Raw genomic sequence first — 20,149 nt, 5'->3', positions numbered from 1 at the left:
TTAAAGTTAAAAGTACTATTAAAAATGGATAAATATAGATATCCTTTATCGTTACAACACAAAAAATCTCTTAGATCCATTTCTAAGAGATTTTTTCTTTCTCTTCCTCACAACCAGCCTTCTTCTTCGGCAGTTTTGGCTGCTTCGGTTCGGTTGCTGGCGCCTAGTTTGGAGAGGATATTGGTCATGTAATTACGAACGGTACCGTTTGAGAGGTAGAGCTTGTCCGCAATTTCTTGGTTGGACAGCCCCTGTGCTACTCCATGTAGAACAGCGACTTCCTGCTCGGTCAAGGGATTGGGGTGAGTCATCATGACTTCCATCAGCTCTGGAGAATATTCCTTGCGCCCCTCTAACACCGTATGCAGGGTTTGCATGAGCTCAGCGATGCTTCGCTCTTTCAAGACATAGGCATCTACTCCTGCTTTGACTGCTCGTTCAAAATAACCTGGACGTTTAAAGGTTGTAACGATAACCACCTTGGTTTCAGGCACTTCTTGTTTGATCCACTCGAGTGCTTCTAATCCCGTCTTGACTGGCATTTCGACGTCAAGGATGGCAATATCTACTGCTTCTTTCTCCAAAACCTCGATAGCCTCGGCTCCATTTTTCGCCTGCAAGACAGTCTCCACATCTGGTTGAAAGCTTAAGAGCTGGCACATGGCATCTCTAAGCATACTTTGATCTTCTGCGACTAATACTTTCATCTACTTTCTCTCCTTATAAGGCAGATGCACGCGCACTTCTGTGGGACCTTTCAAACTGACCAGCTCTACTTGACCTGAGAAGGCTACTGCACGGTCACGCACTGTATGGAGTTCATTCCCTTTTACAGTTGCAAATCCTTTCCCGTCATCTCTGACTGTCAGGACCAATTCCTGATCTGTACGTTCCAGTTTTAGATAGGCTTTTTCAGCTCTGGCATGCTTGATGATATTGGTCGCCAGTTCTAACAAAATCATAGCAGCCGTCGACTCTATATCTTGGGTCAAACTAGCCTTGTCCAATTGATTCTCAACTTGAACCTCAATCCCAGCAATTTCCAGCATCTTCTTAACAGTCTCAAGCTCTGAAGCCAGGGTCCGTGATTTCAGATTTTCCACAATGGTTCGCACTTCATTCATGGAATCCTTGCTGATCTGGTGAATTTCTTTTAATTCCTTCTCCACCTGTGGATAGGCCTGCATCTGAAATAACTGCAAGGCTAAATCTGTCTTGACACTTAGCATAGCAAAGGTATGTCCCAGACTATCGTGTAAATCCTGACCGATACGACTGCGTTCATTTTCAGCAAGCAATAGATTTATCTGGGCATTTTGCTTAGTCTGAGCTTCTTTCAAATCCTCCACAATACGAATCCGAACCAAGCCAAAAGTCATTAAATCGACAAAAGCAAGAATTACAAGTAGATAGAATAGATACTCAACTTCGATTCTCTGAAAAATCAAAAGTTGGCCCAAAACAAGGACTTGAGCAAGAAGAAAAGTCCAGACATGTAAAGACTTTAAACCACCTACGTTGAAATGATAACTTAAGAGATTGGATAGGAAAAAGAAAAACCAGATATAATTAACAGTAACAAAGGCAGTATTCCCAACTACATAAGTCAGCATGATCCCCCAGAAAAGCCAAGATAGGCGCTGGCTCTTAGTTGTTAAAATACCCAAATACGCCACTACAAATAGAATATCAATCAATAAATGCCAGGCAGAAAGCCACCCAGTCACTACAGGTAGGATAGGGAAAACCATAAAAATCAAACTGGCCCAAAACATATAGTGTATGCTTTTTAGTCTTTCAAGCATTAAGCATTCTCCTTATGACCTTGAAGGTAAATGGTCAAACCAAACAAAACTGCTGAAAAAACAAGTAGATAAATTGTGGCTGATAAATTGATGCCACCCTCATTTAAGAAGGTCTTGATCAATTCCATCAACTGATAGCTTGGTAGACGCTTCCCGATTGCTTGCATCCAGTCTGGAAATAAAGAGACAGGCATCCAGAGTCCGCCTAACACAGCCAAGCCAAAGTAAAGAAGATTGCCTACGACAGACATCAACTGACTAGAAGGTAAGAGAGTCAAGGTCAAGCCAAGCGCTACAAAGGCTATACTTCCCGCAATCAGCAAAAGCGCAGCCCCAATCCAGTTTCCAAGAGACATATCCACACCTCTTACAAAATGCCCAACTGAGAAAACAACCAGGATTGAAACCAAATAATCAACTATCATACTTGTTATCTTTGATAGATAATATTCTACCATATTTACTGGAGTATGGCGTAATGTTTTCTGCCAGTTGTTGATTTTATCGGTATGTAAAACAACTGGGAATGAAAAGATAGCTGTCGACATCATGGAAAAGGCCGTCATGGAGATAAGGTAGTCGCGCATAAAATTAACTGGTCCATCTGGTGTATCCTGGTACATGCCTGAAAAGAATAGATAGAAGGCTGTCGGCATCCCTACGGATAATAGATAATAGACTAATTGTCGTTTGGTCAATAGAAATTCTATCTTGTTTAGTGCGATCCATCGTTTCATCTTAGTCATCTCCCTTTTGTGTTTCTTCAAAGATTGTATCTAGCAAGCTACGGTTATTGACTTCAATTTCTTGAATCCTACAGCCTGCCTGTACTAACAGTTCCCAGAAAGCATCCGCTTCACGTGTGACTACTTGCAGGGCATCTTGTTTTTGTGACCAGTTTTCAACCAAGTTAGACTGCTCAACGACTTTCTTGTAAGCCAGAGGTAGAATGAAGTGCTTTTCAATCTCCTCACTGCGCATGGCTAGAGGTGTCGTATCACGAATCAACTCTCCCTTATTCAAGACCAATATTCGGTCTGCCGTATGCTCTACCTCTTCGATATAATGGGACGAATAGAGAATGGTGACTCCCTGCGCTTTTAGGTCCTGAACAATTTCCCAAAAACGTTGACGAGTAGAGGTATCCATGGCAGCAGTTGGCTCATCTAAAAAGACAAGCTTTGGTCGCCCAATCAAGGTCAAGACAAAAGAGAAGAGACGCTTTTGCCCACCTGACAATTTTTCTGCAAATTGCTCTTTCTGTTGCTGGTCAAACTGCAATAGTTGATCGATTTCCTGGTTGCTCAAGGGATTTGGGTAAATGCTTTGAAAGAAAGCAATCAACTCTTTAACCTTTAATTTCTGAACAATGACATTTTCTTGAGGGAGGTAGCCTCTAATATAGTCTAACTGAGAACTCGTCACTGGCAAGCCTTGGATGGATACTTGGCCGCTTGTGACCAGTTTATCTCCAAGCAAACAGTCCAAGAGTGTTGTCTTTCCAGCACCATTGGGTCCAATCAAGGCGACGCATTCACCTTCAGCTACCTCAAAGGAAATATCCTTCAAAATAGCCTTGCCCTTGATGTTTTTATTTAGGCTTTCTACCTTAATCATGTTCATGATATTCTCCTTTCAGCCACTCCTTTCCCATAGGAAAGGCGATAAAAATCATAAATCCTAAACCCCAGGCACCGCGAATGGCTTGGTGAAGGAAGGCTTGGTCAAACCAACCTGTAAACATTTCTACCAACCATACCACTAGTGATAGTCCAATAAAAAGATAGAGAATCGCTTTTTTCATTTTTCAAACTCCTTTTTCACATCTGAGACCAATTTCAAACCTTCTCGGATCAACCAAGACATCATACCAAATCCTGCAAATAGCTCCCAAGGAAAATGATAGAAGCCTTCGTCCAATCCTGAAAACATGAGATAAGTCATGACTCCTGCTGCTACTAAACTCATTGCTACAATTACTTTATGTTTCATTTTTTCTTCCTCCATTTGATACATCTAGTATAATTCTTTGAAGGTAGAATCACTAGAAGCTTCTGTCATGAGGAAATATGACAAATGTCACAAAAAAAGAAAGTTGATTTCTCAACTTTCTTTTTCTATTTATTTCATTCTTTATTCCACACTGAAGAGATATGGATACACTGGTTGTTGACCGTGGTGGATTTCTACTTCAACATCTTCGAATTCTTCTGCGATTTCTTGGGCGATTTGGTTAGCCAATTCTTCGCTTCCATCTTCACCGATATAGAAGGTTACGATTTCACTGTCTTCATCCAACATATGTTTCAAGGTTTCAGTCAGGGTTTGGTGCATGTCAGGGTTTGATACGAGGATCTTACCATCTACCATACCAAGATTGTCATTTTCGTGAATTTCTAGACCATCGATAGTCGTGTCACGAACGGCTGTTGTTACACTACCGCTAACCACATCACCGAGAGCTGCAGTCATACGTTCTTTATTCTCTTCGATAGTCTTGCTTGGGTCAAATGCTAGAAGGCTAGTCAATCCTTGAGGAAGGGTACGAGCTTCTACCACAACAGCTGGTTGTTCCAATACTTCAGCTGCAGATTGAGCTGCCATGAAGATATTCTTGTTGTTTGGTAAGAAGATGATGTTGCGAGCATTAACTTGCTCAACAGCCTTGATAAAGTCTTCTGTCGAAGGGTTCATGGTTTGTCCACCCTCGATGACATAGTCCACACCTTGAGCACGGAAGATATCTGCCAATCCTTGACCAGCTACTACTGCGATAAGGGCATATTCTTTTTCTTCAGCTGGCTTGCTGACTTGAGCTTCTTTTTCTACTTGTGCTTCGTGTTGGTTACGCATGTTATCGACTTTAACCTTGACCAAGCTACCATATTTGAGACCTTCTTGCATGACAAGACCTGGATCTTCTGTATGGACGTGAACTTTAACGATTTCGTCATCATTGACAACAAGTAGAGAATCCCCGAGGTCATTCAAGTAGTTACGGAATTCATCATAGTTAAACTCTTTAGCATAAGTTGGACCTTGCTTAAGGGCAACCATGATTTCCGTACAGTAACCAAAAGTGATATCTTCTGTTGCCACATGTCCAGCAACAGACTTATGGTGTTCTGCATTGATCATTTCACCCATATTCGCTGGAGTCGCTACAAAGTCCTCAGAAGCGCTATATTCACCAGTAAGAGCTGAAAGGAATCCTTCATAGATGAAGACCAAACCTTGACCACCTGAGTCCACAACGCCAACTTCCTTCAAGACTGGAAGCATTTCTGGAGTTTTAGCAAGGGCTGCTTTAGCTCCTTCCAAGGCTGCACGCATCACTTCAACTGCGTCATCTGTCTGCTCAGCTTTTTTCTTAGCACCGATGGCGGCACCACGTGATACAGTTAAGATAGTTCCTTCAACAGGTTTCATAACAGCCTTATAAGCTACTTCAACACCAGATTGGAAGGCAAGAGCTAAGTCTTTTCCTGTTAACTCTTCTTTTGTCTTGATGGCTTGTGAAAATCCGCGGAAAAGCTGAGAAGTGATAACTCCAGAGTTCCCACGCGCACCCATCAAAAGACCTTTAGCCAAGATACTTGCAGCCTCACCAACAGTTGAAGCTGGTTTGTCTGCTACTTCTTTGGCACCATTTTCGATAGTCATTCCCATGTTTGTTCCTGTATCTCCGTCTGGAACTGGGAAGACGTTTAATGAATTGACATATTCGGCTTGCTTATTTAATCGAGTAGAAGCAGCCTGGACCATTTCTTGAAATAAGCTTGTAGTAATATTTGACACGATTATTCTCCTGCAACTTTGATATTTTGAATGAAGACATTCACAGTCTGAGCAGTGATTCCAAGTTGATTTTCCAAACTAAAACGTACACGCTCTTGGATGTTTTTTGATACTTCGCTGATTTTTGTTCCGTAGCTCAAGACAGTGTATACATCAACTGCAATGCTACCATCTTCAGCCGCTTTAACAACTACACCTTTAGAATAGTTTTCCTTACCAAGAAGGGCTTGGAAATTATCTTTGAGGGCATTTTTACTAGCCATACCGACCACACCAAAAATCTCAGTTGCTGCACCACCTACAACAGTAGCGATCACATCATCTGTCAGTTCGATTTGACCATCTTTTGTATTAATTTTTACAGTCATTTTTTTTACCTCAACTAGTTGATACTCTATTTTATCATATTTCAGCCCAACTGTAAAAGCAGAATGCTGTCTCACCGGATATTTGCTTGATTTTTCAAATGGTTTTAGGCTTAGAGCAAAAGAAAAAGACCTCAAAGGTCTTTGTTTCTTTATTAAACGCGTTCTACTTTTCCTGATTTCAAAGCACGAGCTGAAGCCCAAACTTTTTTAGGTTTACCATCGATAAGAACAGTAACTTTTTGAAGGTTTGGTTTTACGGCACGTTTAGTTTGGTTCATCGCGTGTGAACGGTTGTTTCCTGATACAGTCTTACGACCTGTAAAGTAACATACTTTAGCCATTGTGTTTTCCTCCTATTAGATCTAATATAGCGGATGTGCTAGCACCACATACCGTACTATGTTATCACACTTTCTCCATTTTGGCAAGGGAATTGGAAGATTTTTTTATTTAGCATAGACAACTTCTAGTTTTCCAAAAGCCACCTCTCCACGGACAATCAGGGTCTTACTTGTAGGAGCTACTGAAGCATCTGCCTTGGCTGCACCACAAAAAGTTTCTACCTTTAGATCGACTCTCCAGTGTTGAGGGACATATATGACTGCATTCCCAAATCCGACTTCTATCTTTAAGGTTGCGGTATCACCTAACATCTCTGCATTATCATAATAGATCTTGGCATTTCCGAAACCGACTTCAAACTCGTCTTCTACCAATTCTTGATCTTGCTTGTAGAAAGTCCCGCTACCAAATGCAACTTCCTTATCTGTAAGGATGGTCTTTTCACCATCATACCACCATTTTTTCCCATTCCAAGTTCTGTTAGAATGAGTGAGTGCGCTGACACCCATTACGATTAAAATACTTGCCCAGAACAATGACTGATTGGGAATCGGTAAAATGTCATAAAAGTGATTAGCTATCAATAAAGCTACTAGAGCCGTAAAAGATGCTGAAGTAAAATGACGACGAAGGATTGCCTCAACTGATTGATAGGCAAAAAAGGCAATACCTATCAAGGGCCAAATTTCCCCTCCCAAAGAAGGAATTCCAAAATTACCTTGTAATAATATTAAGGCTGCCAATACTAGCAACACAATACCAAATGATTTCTTTTTCATGTTCTTACCTCATGTTTCTTAGATTTTCTTTTAGGAGGGATTGGTAGTGCCGTGACACGTGAACCTCCTTGTGGGTCTGATAAAAGGAAATAGTACCTGTCCCTGAGAAGGACTTGTCCACCGAGTAGACCTGCCGAAGATTGGCTATGGTCGACTTGGATACCCGACTGAAATAGCGAGGCAGGATAGCCTCTAACTCATAAAGTTTGAGTCGAACCTCGTAGGCTTCTTTCTGGGTATGGGCGTAGATCTTGTTGCCTTCCGTCTCAAAAAAGAGAATTTCTGACAAGTCTAAGTAATACTCCCCCGTCCCCTTATAAAAAATCAACCTAGGAGCCTTGGTTTCTTGCAAGAGTCGTTGCAAATCAGCTATTTCATCTGTCAGGGCTGCAGCCTTGATGACAATCTCTGTCTCAGTTAATTCACTATCAATCTCGATTCGTAACTTCATCCTATCTCCTTTCTGCATCTACTATACCAAAGCCCAGAAGACTTTACAAGGGCAAAAAAGCAAGTGGTCACTTTTGACCCGTAAGTGGTTACGAGGCCAAGCTCACTTGCTTTGCTTTTCACAAAATAAAGAAGAGAATTCCCCAGAGGAGTCCACAGGCATAGCCTGCTAGAACATCCTTGGGATAATGAACGCCTCCTAAGACCCTCACCAGACCGAGAAGAGCTGATAATGCCAATAAAATCAAGCCCACAGGCAGATTTGCATGTAAGCAAGCCATGGAAATGATGGTTGCTGAAAAAACATGGCGACTGGGCATTGAATTGCCAGAACTGTCCTTGTCCAGTAGCGGGATAATTTCCCAAGACTCGTAAGGACGTGGTTGATTGATCCACTTGCGAATAAGCGTCAATAGGACAAAGCCAGAAGCTGGCACTAAGATATAGGTGGCAAATTCTTTCCCCAATCCCTTGCTCATAAAGCTTGTCCCCAACAAGGTCAAGTATGCCAAGGGCATCAGAACTGTCATCATGCGATTAAAAACTCGCATCAATTGCAATAGTTGTGGATGTCGAAGAAGACTTGATTTCCTCTTGTCGTACCACTCTTGATAGTTTTTCATATATTTTCTCGTTATTTTTAGATTTTACACAAGAAGCCTACTAGCATCTCCTACTCTAGTATAGTGTAGAAAAAGAAGGCCGTCAAGCCTTCTTTGGTTTTATTCTTCTACTTCATCTTCTGTAAATTGACTGTTGTAGAGGCCAGCATAGAAACCACCTTGAGCCATCAGTTCATCATGATTGCCTTGCTCAATGATATTTCCATCTTTCATGACCAGAATCAAGTCAGCATTGCGGATGGTTGACAAGCGGTGGGCGATGACAAAGGATGTGCGTCCCTCCATCAAACGGTCCATAGCCTTTTGAATCAACTCCTCCGTACGAGTATCGACTGAGGATGTTGCTTCGTCCAGAATCAAGAGAGGTGCATCCTTGAGAAGGGCACGAGCGATGGTCAAGAGCTGTTTCTGCCCGACTGACAGGGTCACTGTATCATCCAAGACGGTATCGTATCCATCTGGTAAAGTTGTGATAAAGTGGTGGATTCCGACTGCTTTGGCAGCTTCAATCACGCGCTCATCACTAATACCAGTTTGATTGTAGATAAGATTGTCACGAATGGTTCCTTCAAAGAGCCAAGTATCCTGCAAGACCATTGAAAAGGCATCATGCACTTCCGAGCGTTTCATCTTCTTTGTATCCACACCATCGATGCGAATACTTCCCTTATCAATCTCATAGAACTTCATCAAGAGGTTGACAATAGTAGTCTTACCAGCTCCAGTCGGCCCAACAATGGCAATCTTTTGCCCTGCATGAGCTGTCGCAGAAAAGTCATGAATGATGGTTCGCTCAGGTGTGTAGCCAAAGGCAACTCTGTCAAAGACTACTTCACCCTTCATACCAGACAATTGTTTTTCCTTATGAGATTCGTCTTCCATCTCAGCTTCACTTAGAAATTCAAAGACACGGGTCATAGCTGCACTGGCTTGTTGTAAGCTGGTAATCCCTTGAGCAATTTGTGATAAGGGTTGTGAGAAGGTACGAACATAAACCATAAAAGCTACGATAATCCCAATACTGATATGGCCTTCAAGAGCCAAAGCGGCACCGACGATAACAACCAAAACATAACTAAAGTTTCCGACAAAGAACATAGCAGGCATCATGATACCAGAAATAAACTGAGATTTCCAGATACTATCATGTAGATTCTGGTTCAAGCCTGCGAATTTTTCTTTAGTGGTATCCACAGCATTATAGCTGGTCACCACATTGTGGCCAGAGTACATTTCTTCCACATAGCCGTTTACGGCTGCTAAATTATTTTGTTGGGCTTTAAAGTAACCCTGTGACTTAGCCATAATCACTGAAACCGCAGCAAAACCTACAAGGGTTGAAACAACGGTTACCAGTGCTAAAATCCAGTTCATCCCAAACATAGTAATCAAAACAGCAATCAGTAAGAAGCTAGCTGAGATTACTGTTCCCAAACTTTGGTTGAGAGATTGAGCGGCCGTATCGACGTCATTGGTCACACGAGAAAGGGTGTCCCCTTGTGAATGACGGTCAAAATATCCTAGAGGCAAGCGATTGATTTTTTCAGCAATAGCTGTCCGCAAACGTTTTGAGAAATGTTGGATACTAGTTGAAAATATATAGGCTTGCATATAGTTAAGGATAATCCCAATCACATAAAGGATAACCAAAAAGCTAGCAATACTTGAGACAGCCTCTAGGTCAATCTCTGTCATTAAGCCATCTGAGATTAAGTTGGTAATTTCTTTTATCTTGGTTGGTCCATACACCGTAATGATGCTTGAACATATAGAAGCCACAACTGCGATTAGTAGGGGAAGTTGGAGACCTGCTAGAAAAGGTTTATATTGTTTCCATAAGGACATTTTCTTATTTTCCATGTTCCAATTCCTCCTTCGATAGTTGTGAATAGGCAATTTCTTGATAAACTTCATTGCTTGCAAGAAGTTCCTTGTGGGTGCCTTGTCCCACGACTTTACCTTGATTCAAGACTAAAATCAAGTCTGCGTCCATAATGGTTGAAATGCGTTGGGCAACGATCAACTTGGTCATGGATTGTGTTTTTTCAGCTAGTTCTTGGCGTAAGATACGGTCTGTCTTATAGTCCAAAGCCGAGAACGAATCATCAAAAATAAGAATTTCTGGCTTACGAGCCAAGGCGCGTGCAATGGCCAAACGTTGTCTTTGTCCTCCTGAGAAGTTGGTACCTCCTTGGGCCACTTCGGAGTCTAGGCCTGCTTCCTTGTCCTCGATAAAGCTTTTAGACTGGGCCAATTCCAGAGCTTGCCACATGGCAGTCTCACTTAGTGGCGTTTCTTGACTCTTACCAAAGTCGAGATTGCCCTTAACATCTCCAGAAAAGAGGACTGCTTTTTGTGGGATATAGCCAACTTTATTACGCAAATCTTCCAAGTCGTAATCTTTCACATTGACACCATCGACTAGGATTTCTCCATCTGAAACGTCATAAAAACGAGGCAAAAGGTTGACCAAAGTAGATTTACCAGAACCAGTCGATCCGATAAAAGCAATGGTTTGCCCTGCTTCTGCCTTGAAAGTGACATGCTCCACAACCGCTTCTGAGTTTTTAGAGTAACGGAAGGTTACGTCACGATATTCCACTTGACCTTGAATAGATGAATCTGCCGTCTGTGGTTGACTAGGATTTTCAATAGAAGAATGCAAGTCTAGCACTTGATTGATACGTCCTGCAGAAACCAAGGTACGAGGAAGGACGATAAAGAGAGCACCCATGAGCAAGAAGCCCATCACGACCTGCATGGCATAAGACATGAAGACCACCATATCACTAAAGAGTGGTAGACGGTCTGTCAGGCTAGCATCATTGATGATATAGGCACCAATCCAGTAAATAGCTAGACTCAAGCCACTCGAAATCGCCATCATAATAGGATTCATAATAGCCATCAATCGATTGACAAAGAGATTGAGACGAGTGACTTCCTCATTGGCTTCTTCAAATTTCTCGTCCTGATAATCCTCAGCATTGTAAGCACGAACCACTCGAATCCCTGTCAAGCTTTCACGAGTGATACTATTGAGTTTATCTGTCAATTTCTGGATGACAGATTGTTTTGGAAAGGCCAGAGTCATGAGAACTGTTGTCATCAGAACATTGACGATAACAGCAACCACTACTGCCCAGAGCCAGTACTCAGATTTGCCAAGGATTTTTCCAATGGCCCAGATAGCCATAATAGGACCACGAGTGACCACTTGGAGCCCCATCGTAAAGAGCATTTGAATCTGCGTAATATCATTGGTCGTCCGAGTCAACAGACTTGGGATTGAAAAACGTTTAATCTCTGTCTGCGAGAAATCTAGAACACGATGAAAAATATCGCTTCGTAAATGAGTTGTGTAAGACGCTGCAACACGAGCGGCAAAAAATCCAACTGTGACAGATGATAGAAAGGCTAAGAGTGACAAGCCCATCATCTTAATGGCTGGTGACCAAAGTGCATCCAACTGAGTCCCTGGTGTCCCAAGTAATGCTGTAATTTCTGAAATGTAAGTCGGTACTTCTAACTCTAGATAGACCGAGAAACATGTAAAGAGTACAGTCAAGAGAATCATTCCCCACTCTTTTCCTGTGATACGCTTAGCGAGTTTCTTCATCTTCCCCTCCTATTTTTTCTACATTGGCTTGTAGTTGAGCCATGACTTCCTCAAAAATAGCTAGTTTTTCTTCAGATACTCCATCGAGTAAACTGCGGTCAATTCGATCAAAGAAAGACTTGACCTGCTTCATTTGAGAGCGAGATTTTTCAGTCAAATGAACAAATTTTGCTCGTTTATCACTTGGACTTGCCTCCAACTCTACCAAACCATTTTGCACCATACGCTTCACTAAATTACTAGCAACTGACTTGGTGACATTGAGTTCTTGTTCAATATCCTTAATGAGTGTCAATTCTTGATCCTGCTCACGACGATCTAAAAAACGAAGAACCTGACCTTGTGGCCCACCCATTACTTCAATACCACAACGTTTGGCTTCCTGTTTCACCATGAGGTGAATCTGATGACCAAAACGTTTAAAGACCAACATCGGTTTATCCATGATTTCCCCCTTCTAAGTAAAAATAGTTCTCATAAGAACATTTAAGTTTCCATGAGAACTATTTTATCATTTTCAAAAAAGATGTCAAGAAAAAAGTTTCTATGAGAACTATTTTAGTCTAAATTGACATTAGGCAATATTTTTTCTATAATAAGCACTAACTACTGTGGATAGAAATCCATTCACTCGATGAAGGGAGAAAACTTTCAAATGAAACCAGAAGAACAAAGAGTTTTAGGAATCTTAGCAACCATTTTTGGAGCCATCGCACTTTTAGGGTCCTGGATTCCATTTATTAACTATCTATCATTTTTCATCGCTATCGTCGCATTTATCTTGGGGATTATCGGCCTTATCGTCAACCTCAAAAAACGAAAAACAATGGCCATTATCGGAACATCCCTTGCAGTTGCTTCTGTTGTACTTTTCTTTACGACTCAGGTACTGTACGCTAATGTTTACAAAGATTTTGCAAGGGAGTTTAACCGTTCCTATAGAGAGGCAAGTTCCTCAATGGAACGCGAAGAAGAAAGCGATTTGACAGATGATAGCGCCTATTCCATCCCCGAGGAGGAAGAAGACGATACCTTCACCTGGACCCAAGAACAGTTCGATGCCTTAATCGAAGGTGTCCTTGACAACAAAGGAAAAGGTGGTACCAACTACAAGGATATTATCAAAAAACACGGACTACCAGACTCCGAGTTTGACTCCACTATCGGAGGATACGATACGAGAAAAATCACCTATATCTCCATTGGAGACAAGATCAAGACTGTTACCTTAACTTTTGCAAAACAAGACAATGGACAGCTCTTGCTCGTCCAAAAACATGCAGTCGGTCTAGGTCTAGAAAAAAGCAAGCAGCAAAACGATCCTGTAACTAGAGTCTAAGTTCAAATATCAAAAAAAGCGAACAGACTTAATAGCTGCTCGCTTTTTTATTAGAATCCCTCTACGTTTGTGTAGATTTTTTGTACGTCTTCGTCGTCTTCAAGAACACTGTAAAGTTTTTCAAAAGTTTCCAAATCTTCGCCTGACAACTCAACTTCTGATTGAGGAATCATTTCCAATTCAGTTACTTGGAATTCTTCAATACCAGATTCACGCAAAGCAACGATAGCCTTGTGAAGATCAGTTGGAGCTGTGTAAACAGTGATTGTTCCTTCCTCTGCTTCTACATCGTCTACATCAACATCTGCTTCAAGCAAAAGCTCAAAGATCGCATCTGCATCATCACCTGCAAAGACGATAACACCTTTGTTGTCAAAGAGATAAGACACAGAACCTGAAGCTCCCATGTTTCCACCGTTTTTACCAAAAGCAGCACGGACATTGGCAGCTGTACGGTTAACGTTTGAAGTCAAGGTATCAACGATGAGCATTGAACCATTTGGTCCAAAACCTTCGTAACGTCCTTCTGTAAAGGTTTCGTCTGTATTCCCTTTTGCCTTATCGATTGCTTTATCAATAACGTGTTTTGGCACTTGTGCTTGCTTAGCACGGTCGATAACGAATTTCAAAGCTGAGTTTGATTCTGGATCTGGATCACCTTTTTTAGCTGCTACATAGATTTCTACACCAAATTTTGCATATACTTTAGAGTTAGCTCCATCTTTAGCCGTTTTCTTAGCTACGATATTGGCCCATTTACGTCCCATTAGGAATCTCCTTTTTCACATTTTAATCTTTCTTATTATAACACAAGTCTAGTCGATTTTCACTAGAGGAAATAGATTTTTCTTTTGTAAATGAAGCTAGGATTGCCCACCGACAGCCAAGATTTTCTTGCCTTCTTTTATCCAAGGGTTCTGAGAAAGCGAGATATAAAGCTGTGCAGTCATCACAAGCCAAAGCAGCGGTTCACATAGGATAACGCCTGTGTAACTTGCCCAAGGAATAATCCAAACCACAAAAACAATTTTCCCGATAAACTCGATAAAGCTTGATACAAGTGGCAAGAATTTTTGACCGAGACCCTGCAAGCTATTTCTATAAATCAATAATAGACTCAAAAACGGATAAAATACCGAACTGATGCGTAGATACAAAGCCCCATTTTCAATCAAGTAAGGGTCTGTCGAACTTGCCAGGAAAGAAACTAGGCTAGGACTTGCAAAAAATAGGAACACACAAGCAAAGGTCGCCCAAGACATACTCAAATAACTCCCTATACGAAGACCTTGGACGATACGTTCGGGACGTTTTGCCCCAAAGTTTTGAGAAATAAAAGTCGTCATAGAAGCCGAAATAGCCGTCATTGGCAATAGGGCAAAGGCCATGATTCTACGCGCTGCCGTTTGGGCGCTGATAATCACTGCTCCAAAGCTATTAACAGAGGATTGCAAGATGACGCTTCCGATAGAGACAATTGACCCCATCAAGCCCATGGCTAGACCTTGTTCCAAGAGATCCACATAAAGATCCTTATTCCATTTGAAATATTTGAGACCTGGAAGAAGCTCCGGAACACTCTTGCGAATATAGAAATAGCAGAGAATTGCGGACAAACCTTGCGAGATGATGGTTGCGAGACCTGCAGACTGAACCCCTAACTGCAATTGGGTAATAAAATACAAATCTAAAATGACATTAACGATAGCCGAGAAAATTAGGAAAGCAAGCGCAGCAAGGCTATCACCGATTGAGCGTAGCAATCCTGCAAAGAGATTATAGGCAAAGCTAACTCCCACGCAACTAACAATCATTGAGATGTATTCATAGGATTGGGGGAGGATTTCTGCAGGTGTTTCGAGATATTGTAAGAGCGGATAAAGACCGAAGAACCCCATCAACATGACAAGACCACTCAGGATAGCACCTAAAATCCAAGTCGCAGCTACAGCTTCTTTAATTTTAGCAAAATTACGAGCACCGTAAAGACGGGCAATAACAACTCCCATCCCATTTCCGACTCCGAGTGCAAATCCAATAATCAAATCAAAAATGGCTGTCGTAGCTCCGACTGCCGCCAAGGAATTTTGTCCTAAAAAACGCCCAATAATCAAAATATCAGCCGTATTGTAGAGTTGCTGAAAGATGTTGGACAATAGAATCGGTAAAGCAAAACTAATCAGTGAAGGAAGGATAGGACCATGAATTAGGTCCACCGTTGATTTTTTATTCATATGGCTATTATATCAGCTTTCTAGTAGAGGAACAAGGGAGCTTCCTTAAGAAAGCGTTGCCTATATACAAACAATCTGGTATAATCGTGACAGAAAAGGAGGGTATGTATGAGCTTAACAAGCCAGTTGATTACAGATGTATTCCCAGACCTTGAAAAAGTTGAACAATTAAACAAAGAAGCCTTCCCTGAAGAAGAACGCGTCTCTTTGGAAGAATTTTTAAGTTACCAGGATAGAGATGATGCCCATTTTTTCGCCTTTTATAATGAGGAGGAGTTTGTTGGCTTTGCCTTTGCCATCTCCAATCAAAAAGCTTTCTACATCAGTTTTTTCGCTATCATGCCTCATTTGCGTAGCCATGGTTATGGAAAAGAAATTATTGAAAAGTTGATTGACTTTTATCAGCGTACGATGATTCTTGAAGTGGAAAGACTGGATGAAGACTGCGATAACCTAGAACAGAGAAAAGCCCGAATGGAGTTCTATAAACAAAATGGTTTCAAAACAGCCAATGCTTTTTTAGAATACGAGGGTATGAGCTTTGAAATTCTCTATCGTGGTGACCATTTTGATGAAGAAGCCTATCGGAATATCTTTCAAAAATTGCAAGACAAGAATTATTTTGACTTCCGCATCGAATACCGTCGCTTTAGTGATTACTAAGCAAGACAATTCCACGTATAAAATACATTATCTTTAATCTGATATGTTTTGAATTTCAATCTATTTTCAAAATAAAAAATGCATGCAATTTATAAAATTACATGCATTATTTATTCTTATTTACAATGTAGCTTAAGCTTCTGCTCCACCTTCTGGAAGGATAAAGTAAAGGATAGCGTAAGCAAGTAGACCTGAACCACCAGCTAAAGTGAAAAGAATCCAAAGAACACGAACTAACATTGGATCCATGTTAAAGTAGTCAGCAAGACCTGCACAAACACCACCGATTTTTTTATCTTGAACGTTACGAACTAAACGTTTTTCCATTATAGTAATCTCCTTTTTGTTATTCCCGTTTATCTTAACATCAAATTAATGAAAAAGCAATAGTTTTCTAGTTTTTCTATGCAAATGAGCCTTTTATTCGCTTTTTTCAGAAAGATTAAACTTCAAATGATTAAAAATTAAAAAAGTGGAAAAACTCCACTTTTACTGTTTATTCTTCAATTTCGATTTCAAGATTGTCACCCAGATCAAGTGTCACTTCTTGATTAGCAGCTTCTTTCTCAGTTGATGCTGCTTTTTTAGATCCTGCTTCTTCTTCAATCAAGCCAAAGTGAACACGCACTTGATGATCAATCTCGTCAAAGACCTCTGGATGATCTGCCAAGTATTTCTTAGCATTTTCAGAACCTTGACCAATCTTTTCATCATTGTATGAGTACCAAGCTCCAGCTTTCTTAATAATATCAAGATCACTTGCAATCTTCAACAGCTCACCAGTTCTAGAAATACCTTCTCCGTACATGATTTCGACAAGGGCTTCTTTAAACGGTGGAGCCACCTTATTTTTCACAACCTTGATCTTAGTTTCTTTACCGACGTTAGTATCTTTTTGGTCACCAGTTCCCTTGATTTGCGTACTTCCACGAACATCCAAACGGACTGAAGCATAGAATTTAAGGGCACGTCCACCAGGAGTTGTTTCTGGATTTCCAAACATAACACCAACTTTTTCACGTAATTGGTTGATAAAAATAGCAATTGTCTTTGTCTTGTTGATAGAAGCACCAAGTTTACGCATAGCCTGACTCATCATACGAGCTTGAAGACCAACGTGGCTATCCCCGATGTCACCATCGATTTCCGCACGAGGAACAAGGGCTGCAACAGAGTCGATAACAACAAGGTCAACTGCACCTGAGTCGATCAATTTCCCTGCAATTTCAAGACCTTGCTCACCTGAGTCTGGTTGTGACAAGAGCAATTCATCGATATTAACACCAAGAGCTGCTGCATAAGCTGGGTCTAGAGCGTGTTCCGCATCGATAAAGGCAGCAATTCCGCCTTCTTTCTGTGCTTGTGCGACAGCGTGAAGGGCTACTGTTGTCTTACCTGATGATTCTGGTCCGTAGATTTCGATGATACGTCCCTTTGGATAACCACCTGAACCAAGGGCAATGTCAAGAGCCAATGAACCTGAACTCATGACTTGAACTTTTTGTTCAGCACGCTCACCCAAACGCATGATTGATCCCTTACCAAAATCTTTTTCAATCAATTTAAGAGCATCATTTAAGGCTTTTTCACGATCAGCACCAAATTTTTTACCAATTTCATCTAATTTTTTTGTTGGTTTTTTTGCCATTTTATTCTCCTGTATTTTAATGGTCCTTAGACCTTATTCTATTATATCAAAAGTCACTTACTTAATAAAGCTTTGCGAACTAAGTTGAAGGCATGCATAACAGCAATTTTACGAACATCTGCTCGACTCCGTCCTCCTATATTGACACGTATGACTTCTGTGCCCGATGCTTGAGATAGTCCTATAAAAACAGTTCCTGCCGGATGACCTTCTAAACTATCTGGTCCAGCTACTCCTGTCAAACTGATCCCAAAGTCTGACTCCGTTTTTGCTCGTGCCTGCTCAGCCATTTTCTCTGCTGTATAGGTTGAAACAACACCATGGGTTTCTAATTCTGCTTGTGGAATATCTAGCATTTTAGCCTTTTCTTCCAGACTATAAGTCACAAAACCACCTTTAAAGATAGCAGATACTCCTGAAAAATCTGCTATGCTTGCTTGAAAGAGACCTGCTGTCAAACTTTCTGCAGCGGTAATAGTTTTTTGTCTCTTTTTCAACTCTTCCACTACCAGACTAGCTAGACTCGTACTTTCACCATAGCCATAACAAATATCTCGAAGTGAAGTACCTTCGAAAGAATTTCGACTTAATATCTGCTCTTCTAAAGAATTCAAGGCCAAATCTGCCTCCTGTTTGCTGTTAGCCTTGGTCGATAAACGCAAGGTAACTTCTCCAATTTTTGCATAGGGGGCTATGGTCGGATCCGTTTGTTGCTCGATTAAATCTGCTAAGATAGTGACTAGCTGACTCTCTCCTATCCCAAAGAATCGCAGGACCCTTGAGTATAATTTAGCGCCTGTCATCAATCTTGGCAACAACTCATTTAGAACCATCGGTTTCAATTCACTAGGTGGTCCAGGTAAAACAACATAAGTTACCCCTTCCACCTCAATCATGCCACCCACTGCTAAACCCGTCTCATTGGCTAGAGGGGTTGCTCCTTGAATAATCTGAGCTTGACGCTCATTATTTGGAGTCCGGTCATAATCAGGTCTCTGGGCAAAAAAGTTATCTAATTTAGTCTGTGCTTGTGCATCAAAAACTAAATTTTTTCCTAAGAACTTGGCCACCGTTTGTTTGGTCAAGTCGTCTTCTGTAGGTCCCAATCCTCCTGTTAGTATCACTAACTCACTCCGTTCTCGAGCTATCTCTAGCACGGACAAAAGACGAGCCTCATTGTCTCCAACAGCAGTTTGAATATAGACATCCACACCTATTTCAGCCAGTTTTTCAGATAAAAACTGAGCATTCGTATTGAGGATTTGTCCTGTCAAAATCTCAGTACCTACAGCAATAATTTCCGCTTTCATTTCTCCCTCCTACTTATCTATTCGAATTTCTTTGAAAAAATCGCAGGAAAAATCCTACGATTCGATAAATCTATGGCAAGCCAGACGATTTGGCTTCTTTCGTAACTAAACTCTATTGAGTCATCATCACTCATTCTTGTTCTTCTTCAATAATTGTTGCTTCTGAGAGGACTCCTGGATTTTGATTATTGATTTCTTCGTACAAGACCACATTTGTTTTTAACTCAGTTACTTTAGGTTGGCCCAATGAAGTACGTAATAAATTCTGAATCTCTAACATGTGTTCTGAAGTAACAATTTGGTAGGAGCCTCCCTCAATCGTGGCATCTTCACCTCGTAACTGATGAGTTTCAATATTCTTAAAGGATTCTTGATAGCCTAGCAATTGTGGAATAGTAGAAGTCGTAATCTCAATATTTGTCTGCATATTGTCACTAAGAGCTTTCAAGATATCTTGGTAGTGGGTTACACTATTTAAGCTTAAAATCTTTTCAATCACTTTTTGGATAACTTCACGTTGTCGTTTCTGACGACCATAATCTCCTTCTGGATCCTGATAACGCATGCGTGAATAAACTAGAGCTTCTTCACCATTTAGGTGTTGCTGTCCGACTCCGACGGAAATTTTGTTAAAAGGTTCCTGGTCTTGAATGGAGATTGGAAAACCTAAAGTATTGTTGACCGTAATACCACCTACAGCATCAACCATTCTTTGAAGGCCATGCATATTTACCATAACATAGCGGTCAATGTGGATATTCATCATATCCTGAATCGTCGAGATAGCTAGTTCGGCTCCACCACCCGCATAGGCGGCATTCAGTTTTTCCTCAGTAACAGTACCATCTTTGTGTTGAATTTTTGTCAAAATATCCCGTTCCAAACTAATCATTGTTGTTTTCTTGGTCTTGGGATTGACTGTCAACAATATCATTGAGTCACTGTTCCCTTCCCAGGGATCTGTACGTTCGATATTCCCCGTATCCACTCCCATAAGCAAGATTGTCAATGGTTGTGTTGCTTCAATAACCTTTGTTTCTTCCCCTATTTTTTTATAAGTTTTTGCCAAAGAACTTGTTCCTTGATTATAAATCGTATAGGCATATGTTCCCACACCTAAAATAGATACAAGAAGGAAGCCTAAAAACATTTTTAATATTTTTTTTATCAT

The 20,149-nt window shown here is 40.9% G+C and carries 23 protein-coding genes; 2 read left to right on the top strand and 21 right to left on the bottom strand.

Features of this window, described 5'->3' with window-relative positions; all coding sequences use genetic code 11:
* Positions 1 to 107: 107 nt before the first annotated feature.
* The 15 genes from PAN07_RS06995 to PAN07_RS06925 form a co-directional block, all read right to left on the bottom strand.
* Complete coding sequence (locus PAN07_RS06995) at positions 108 to 707, bottom strand: response regulator transcription factor (RefSeq protein WP_000866708.1); 600 nt, start codon at positions 705 to 707, stop codon at positions 108 to 110.
* Entirely contained in the window at positions 708 to 1,805 is a 1,098-nt protein-coding gene (locus PAN07_RS06990) for a sensor histidine kinase (RefSeq protein WP_269797566.1), read from the bottom strand.
* Positions 1,805 to 2,542 carry an ABC transporter permease gene (locus tag PAN07_RS06985; RefSeq protein ID WP_269797565.1) on the bottom strand — a complete coding sequence of 246 codons (738 nt, stop codon included), beginning with the start codon at positions 2,540 to 2,542 and terminating at the stop codon, positions 1,805 to 1,807. The genes PAN07_RS06990 and PAN07_RS06985 overlap by 1 nt, the downstream gene beginning before the upstream one ends.
* Position 2,543: 1 nt before the next feature.
* A complete protein-coding gene (locus tag PAN07_RS06980; protein ID WP_269797564.1) occupies positions 2,544 to 3,428 on the bottom strand; it encodes an ABC transporter ATP-binding protein in 885 nt (294 codons plus the stop codon).
* The gene (locus tag PAN07_RS06975) at positions 3,415 to 3,609 is read right to left on the bottom strand and encodes a hypothetical protein (RefSeq protein ID WP_006154913.1); all 195 of its coding nucleotides are present in this window, start codon (positions 3,607 to 3,609) and stop codon (positions 3,415 to 3,417) included. The genes PAN07_RS06980 and PAN07_RS06975 overlap by 14 nt, the downstream gene beginning before the upstream one ends.
* Positions 3,606 to 3,812 carry a hypothetical protein gene (locus PAN07_RS06970; RefSeq protein WP_025170070.1) on the bottom strand — a complete coding sequence of 69 codons (207 nt, stop codon included), beginning with the start codon at positions 3,810 to 3,812 and terminating at the stop codon, positions 3,606 to 3,608. The genes PAN07_RS06975 and PAN07_RS06970 overlap by 4 nt, the downstream gene beginning before the upstream one ends.
* 126 nt (positions 3,813 to 3,938) lie before the next feature.
* Positions 3,939 to 5,603: a DAK2 domain-containing protein gene (locus PAN07_RS06965; RefSeq protein WP_269797563.1), complete on the bottom strand. Its 1,665-nt coding sequence runs from the start codon at positions 5,601 to 5,603 to the stop codon at positions 3,939 to 3,941.
* Positions 5,604 to 5,605: 2 nt separating this feature from the next.
* Complete coding sequence (locus PAN07_RS06960; RefSeq protein ID WP_075565532.1) at positions 5,606 to 5,971, bottom strand: Asp23/Gls24 family envelope stress response protein; 366 nt, start codon at positions 5,969 to 5,971, stop codon at positions 5,606 to 5,608.
* A 152-nt stretch (positions 5,972 to 6,123) separates the two neighbouring features.
* Positions 6,124 to 6,312 carry a 50S ribosomal protein L28 gene (gene rpmB, locus PAN07_RS06955; protein WP_001140948.1) on the bottom strand — a complete coding sequence of 63 codons (189 nt, stop codon included), beginning with the start codon at positions 6,310 to 6,312 and terminating at the stop codon, positions 6,124 to 6,126.
* 105 nt (positions 6,313 to 6,417) lie between these two features.
* Positions 6,418 to 7,092, bottom strand: coding sequence for a hypothetical protein (locus tag PAN07_RS06950; protein WP_269797562.1), 675 nt, complete (start codon positions 7,090 to 7,092; stop codon positions 6,418 to 6,420).
* A gap of 4 nt (positions 7,093 to 7,096) precedes the next feature.
* Positions 7,097 to 7,543: a LytTR family DNA-binding domain-containing protein gene (locus PAN07_RS06945; protein WP_006151361.1), complete on the bottom strand. Its 447-nt coding sequence runs from the start codon at positions 7,541 to 7,543 to the stop codon at positions 7,097 to 7,099.
* 118 nt (positions 7,544 to 7,661) lie between these two features.
* Positions 7,662 to 8,165, bottom strand: coding sequence for a phosphatase PAP2 family protein (locus PAN07_RS06940; RefSeq protein WP_269797561.1), 504 nt, complete (start codon positions 8,163 to 8,165; stop codon positions 7,662 to 7,664).
* 99 nt (positions 8,166 to 8,264) lie between these two features.
* Positions 8,265 to 10,025 (bottom strand): ABC transporter ATP-binding protein, encoded by a 1,761-nt coding sequence (locus tag PAN07_RS06935; RefSeq protein ID WP_269797560.1) that lies wholly within the window; start codon positions 10,023 to 10,025, stop codon positions 8,265 to 8,267.
* On the bottom strand, positions 10,015 to 11,784 hold the full coding sequence (locus tag PAN07_RS06930; protein ID WP_269797559.1) for an ABC transporter ATP-binding protein: 1,770 nt from the start codon (positions 11,782 to 11,784) through the stop codon (positions 10,015 to 10,017). Before PAN07_RS06930 ends, PAN07_RS06935 begins: the two co-directional genes overlap by 11 nt.
* Positions 11,768 to 12,229 carry a MarR family winged helix-turn-helix transcriptional regulator gene (locus PAN07_RS06925; RefSeq protein WP_269797558.1) on the bottom strand — a complete coding sequence of 154 codons (462 nt, stop codon included), beginning with the start codon at positions 12,227 to 12,229 and terminating at the stop codon, positions 11,768 to 11,770. Before PAN07_RS06925 ends, PAN07_RS06930 begins: the two co-directional genes overlap by 17 nt.
* A gap of 189 nt (positions 12,230 to 12,418) precedes the next feature.
* Between PAN07_RS06925 and PAN07_RS06920 the strand changes: the two genes are divergently transcribed.
* Positions 12,419 to 13,123, top strand: a complete 705-nt coding sequence (locus PAN07_RS06920) for a CD20-like domain-containing protein (RefSeq protein WP_269797557.1) — start codon at positions 12,419 to 12,421, stop codon at positions 13,121 to 13,123.
* Between the two features lie 50 nt (positions 13,124 to 13,173).
* Here the strand turns inward: PAN07_RS06920 and PAN07_RS06915 are convergent, their stop codons facing one another.
* Complete coding sequence (locus PAN07_RS06915) at positions 13,174 to 13,890, bottom strand: YebC/PmpR family DNA-binding transcriptional regulator (protein WP_269797556.1); 717 nt, start codon at positions 13,888 to 13,890, stop codon at positions 13,174 to 13,176.
* Between the two features lie 96 nt (positions 13,891 to 13,986).
* Entirely contained in the window at positions 13,987 to 15,357 is a 1,371-nt protein-coding gene (locus PAN07_RS06910) for an MATE family efflux transporter (RefSeq protein ID WP_269797555.1), read from the bottom strand.
* 108 nt (positions 15,358 to 15,465) lie between these two features.
* Here PAN07_RS06910 and PAN07_RS06905 point away from each other — a divergent pair, with 108 nt between their 5' ends.
* Positions 15,466 to 16,020 carry a GNAT family N-acetyltransferase gene (locus tag PAN07_RS06905; protein WP_269797554.1) on the top strand — a complete coding sequence of 185 codons (555 nt, stop codon included), beginning with the start codon at positions 15,466 to 15,468 and terminating at the stop codon, positions 16,018 to 16,020.
* A 132-nt stretch (positions 16,021 to 16,152) separates the two neighbouring features.
* Here the strand turns inward: PAN07_RS06905 and PAN07_RS06900 are convergent, their stop codons facing one another.
* The 4 genes from PAN07_RS06900 to PAN07_RS06885 all read right to left on the bottom strand — a co-directional run bounded on the left by PAN07_RS06900 (position 16,153) and on the right by PAN07_RS06885 (position 20,149).
* Positions 16,153 to 16,347 carry a PspC domain-containing protein gene (locus PAN07_RS06900; protein WP_075565518.1) on the bottom strand — a complete coding sequence of 65 codons (195 nt, stop codon included), beginning with the start codon at positions 16,345 to 16,347 and terminating at the stop codon, positions 16,153 to 16,155.
* A gap of 169 nt (positions 16,348 to 16,516) precedes the next feature.
* A complete protein-coding gene (gene recA / locus PAN07_RS06895; RefSeq protein ID WP_269797553.1) occupies positions 16,517 to 17,668 on the bottom strand; it encodes a recombinase RecA in 1,152 nt (383 codons plus the stop codon).
* 53 nt (positions 17,669 to 17,721) lie between these two features.
* Positions 17,722 to 18,978 (bottom strand): competence/damage-inducible protein A, encoded by a 1,257-nt coding sequence (locus PAN07_RS06890; RefSeq protein WP_269797552.1) that lies wholly within the window; start codon positions 18,976 to 18,978, stop codon positions 17,722 to 17,724.
* Positions 18,979 to 19,108: 130 nt separating this feature from the next.
* The gene (locus PAN07_RS06885; RefSeq protein ID WP_269797551.1) at positions 19,109 to 20,149 is read right to left on the bottom strand and encodes an LCP family protein; all 1,041 of its coding nucleotides are present in this window, start codon (positions 20,147 to 20,149) and stop codon (positions 19,109 to 19,111) included.

The sequence above is a fragment of the Streptococcus sp. SM5 genome, assembly GCF_027497975.1.
Note: the sequence above shows the minus strand (reverse complement) of the source record. Positions and strands in the feature narration are given on the sequence as shown.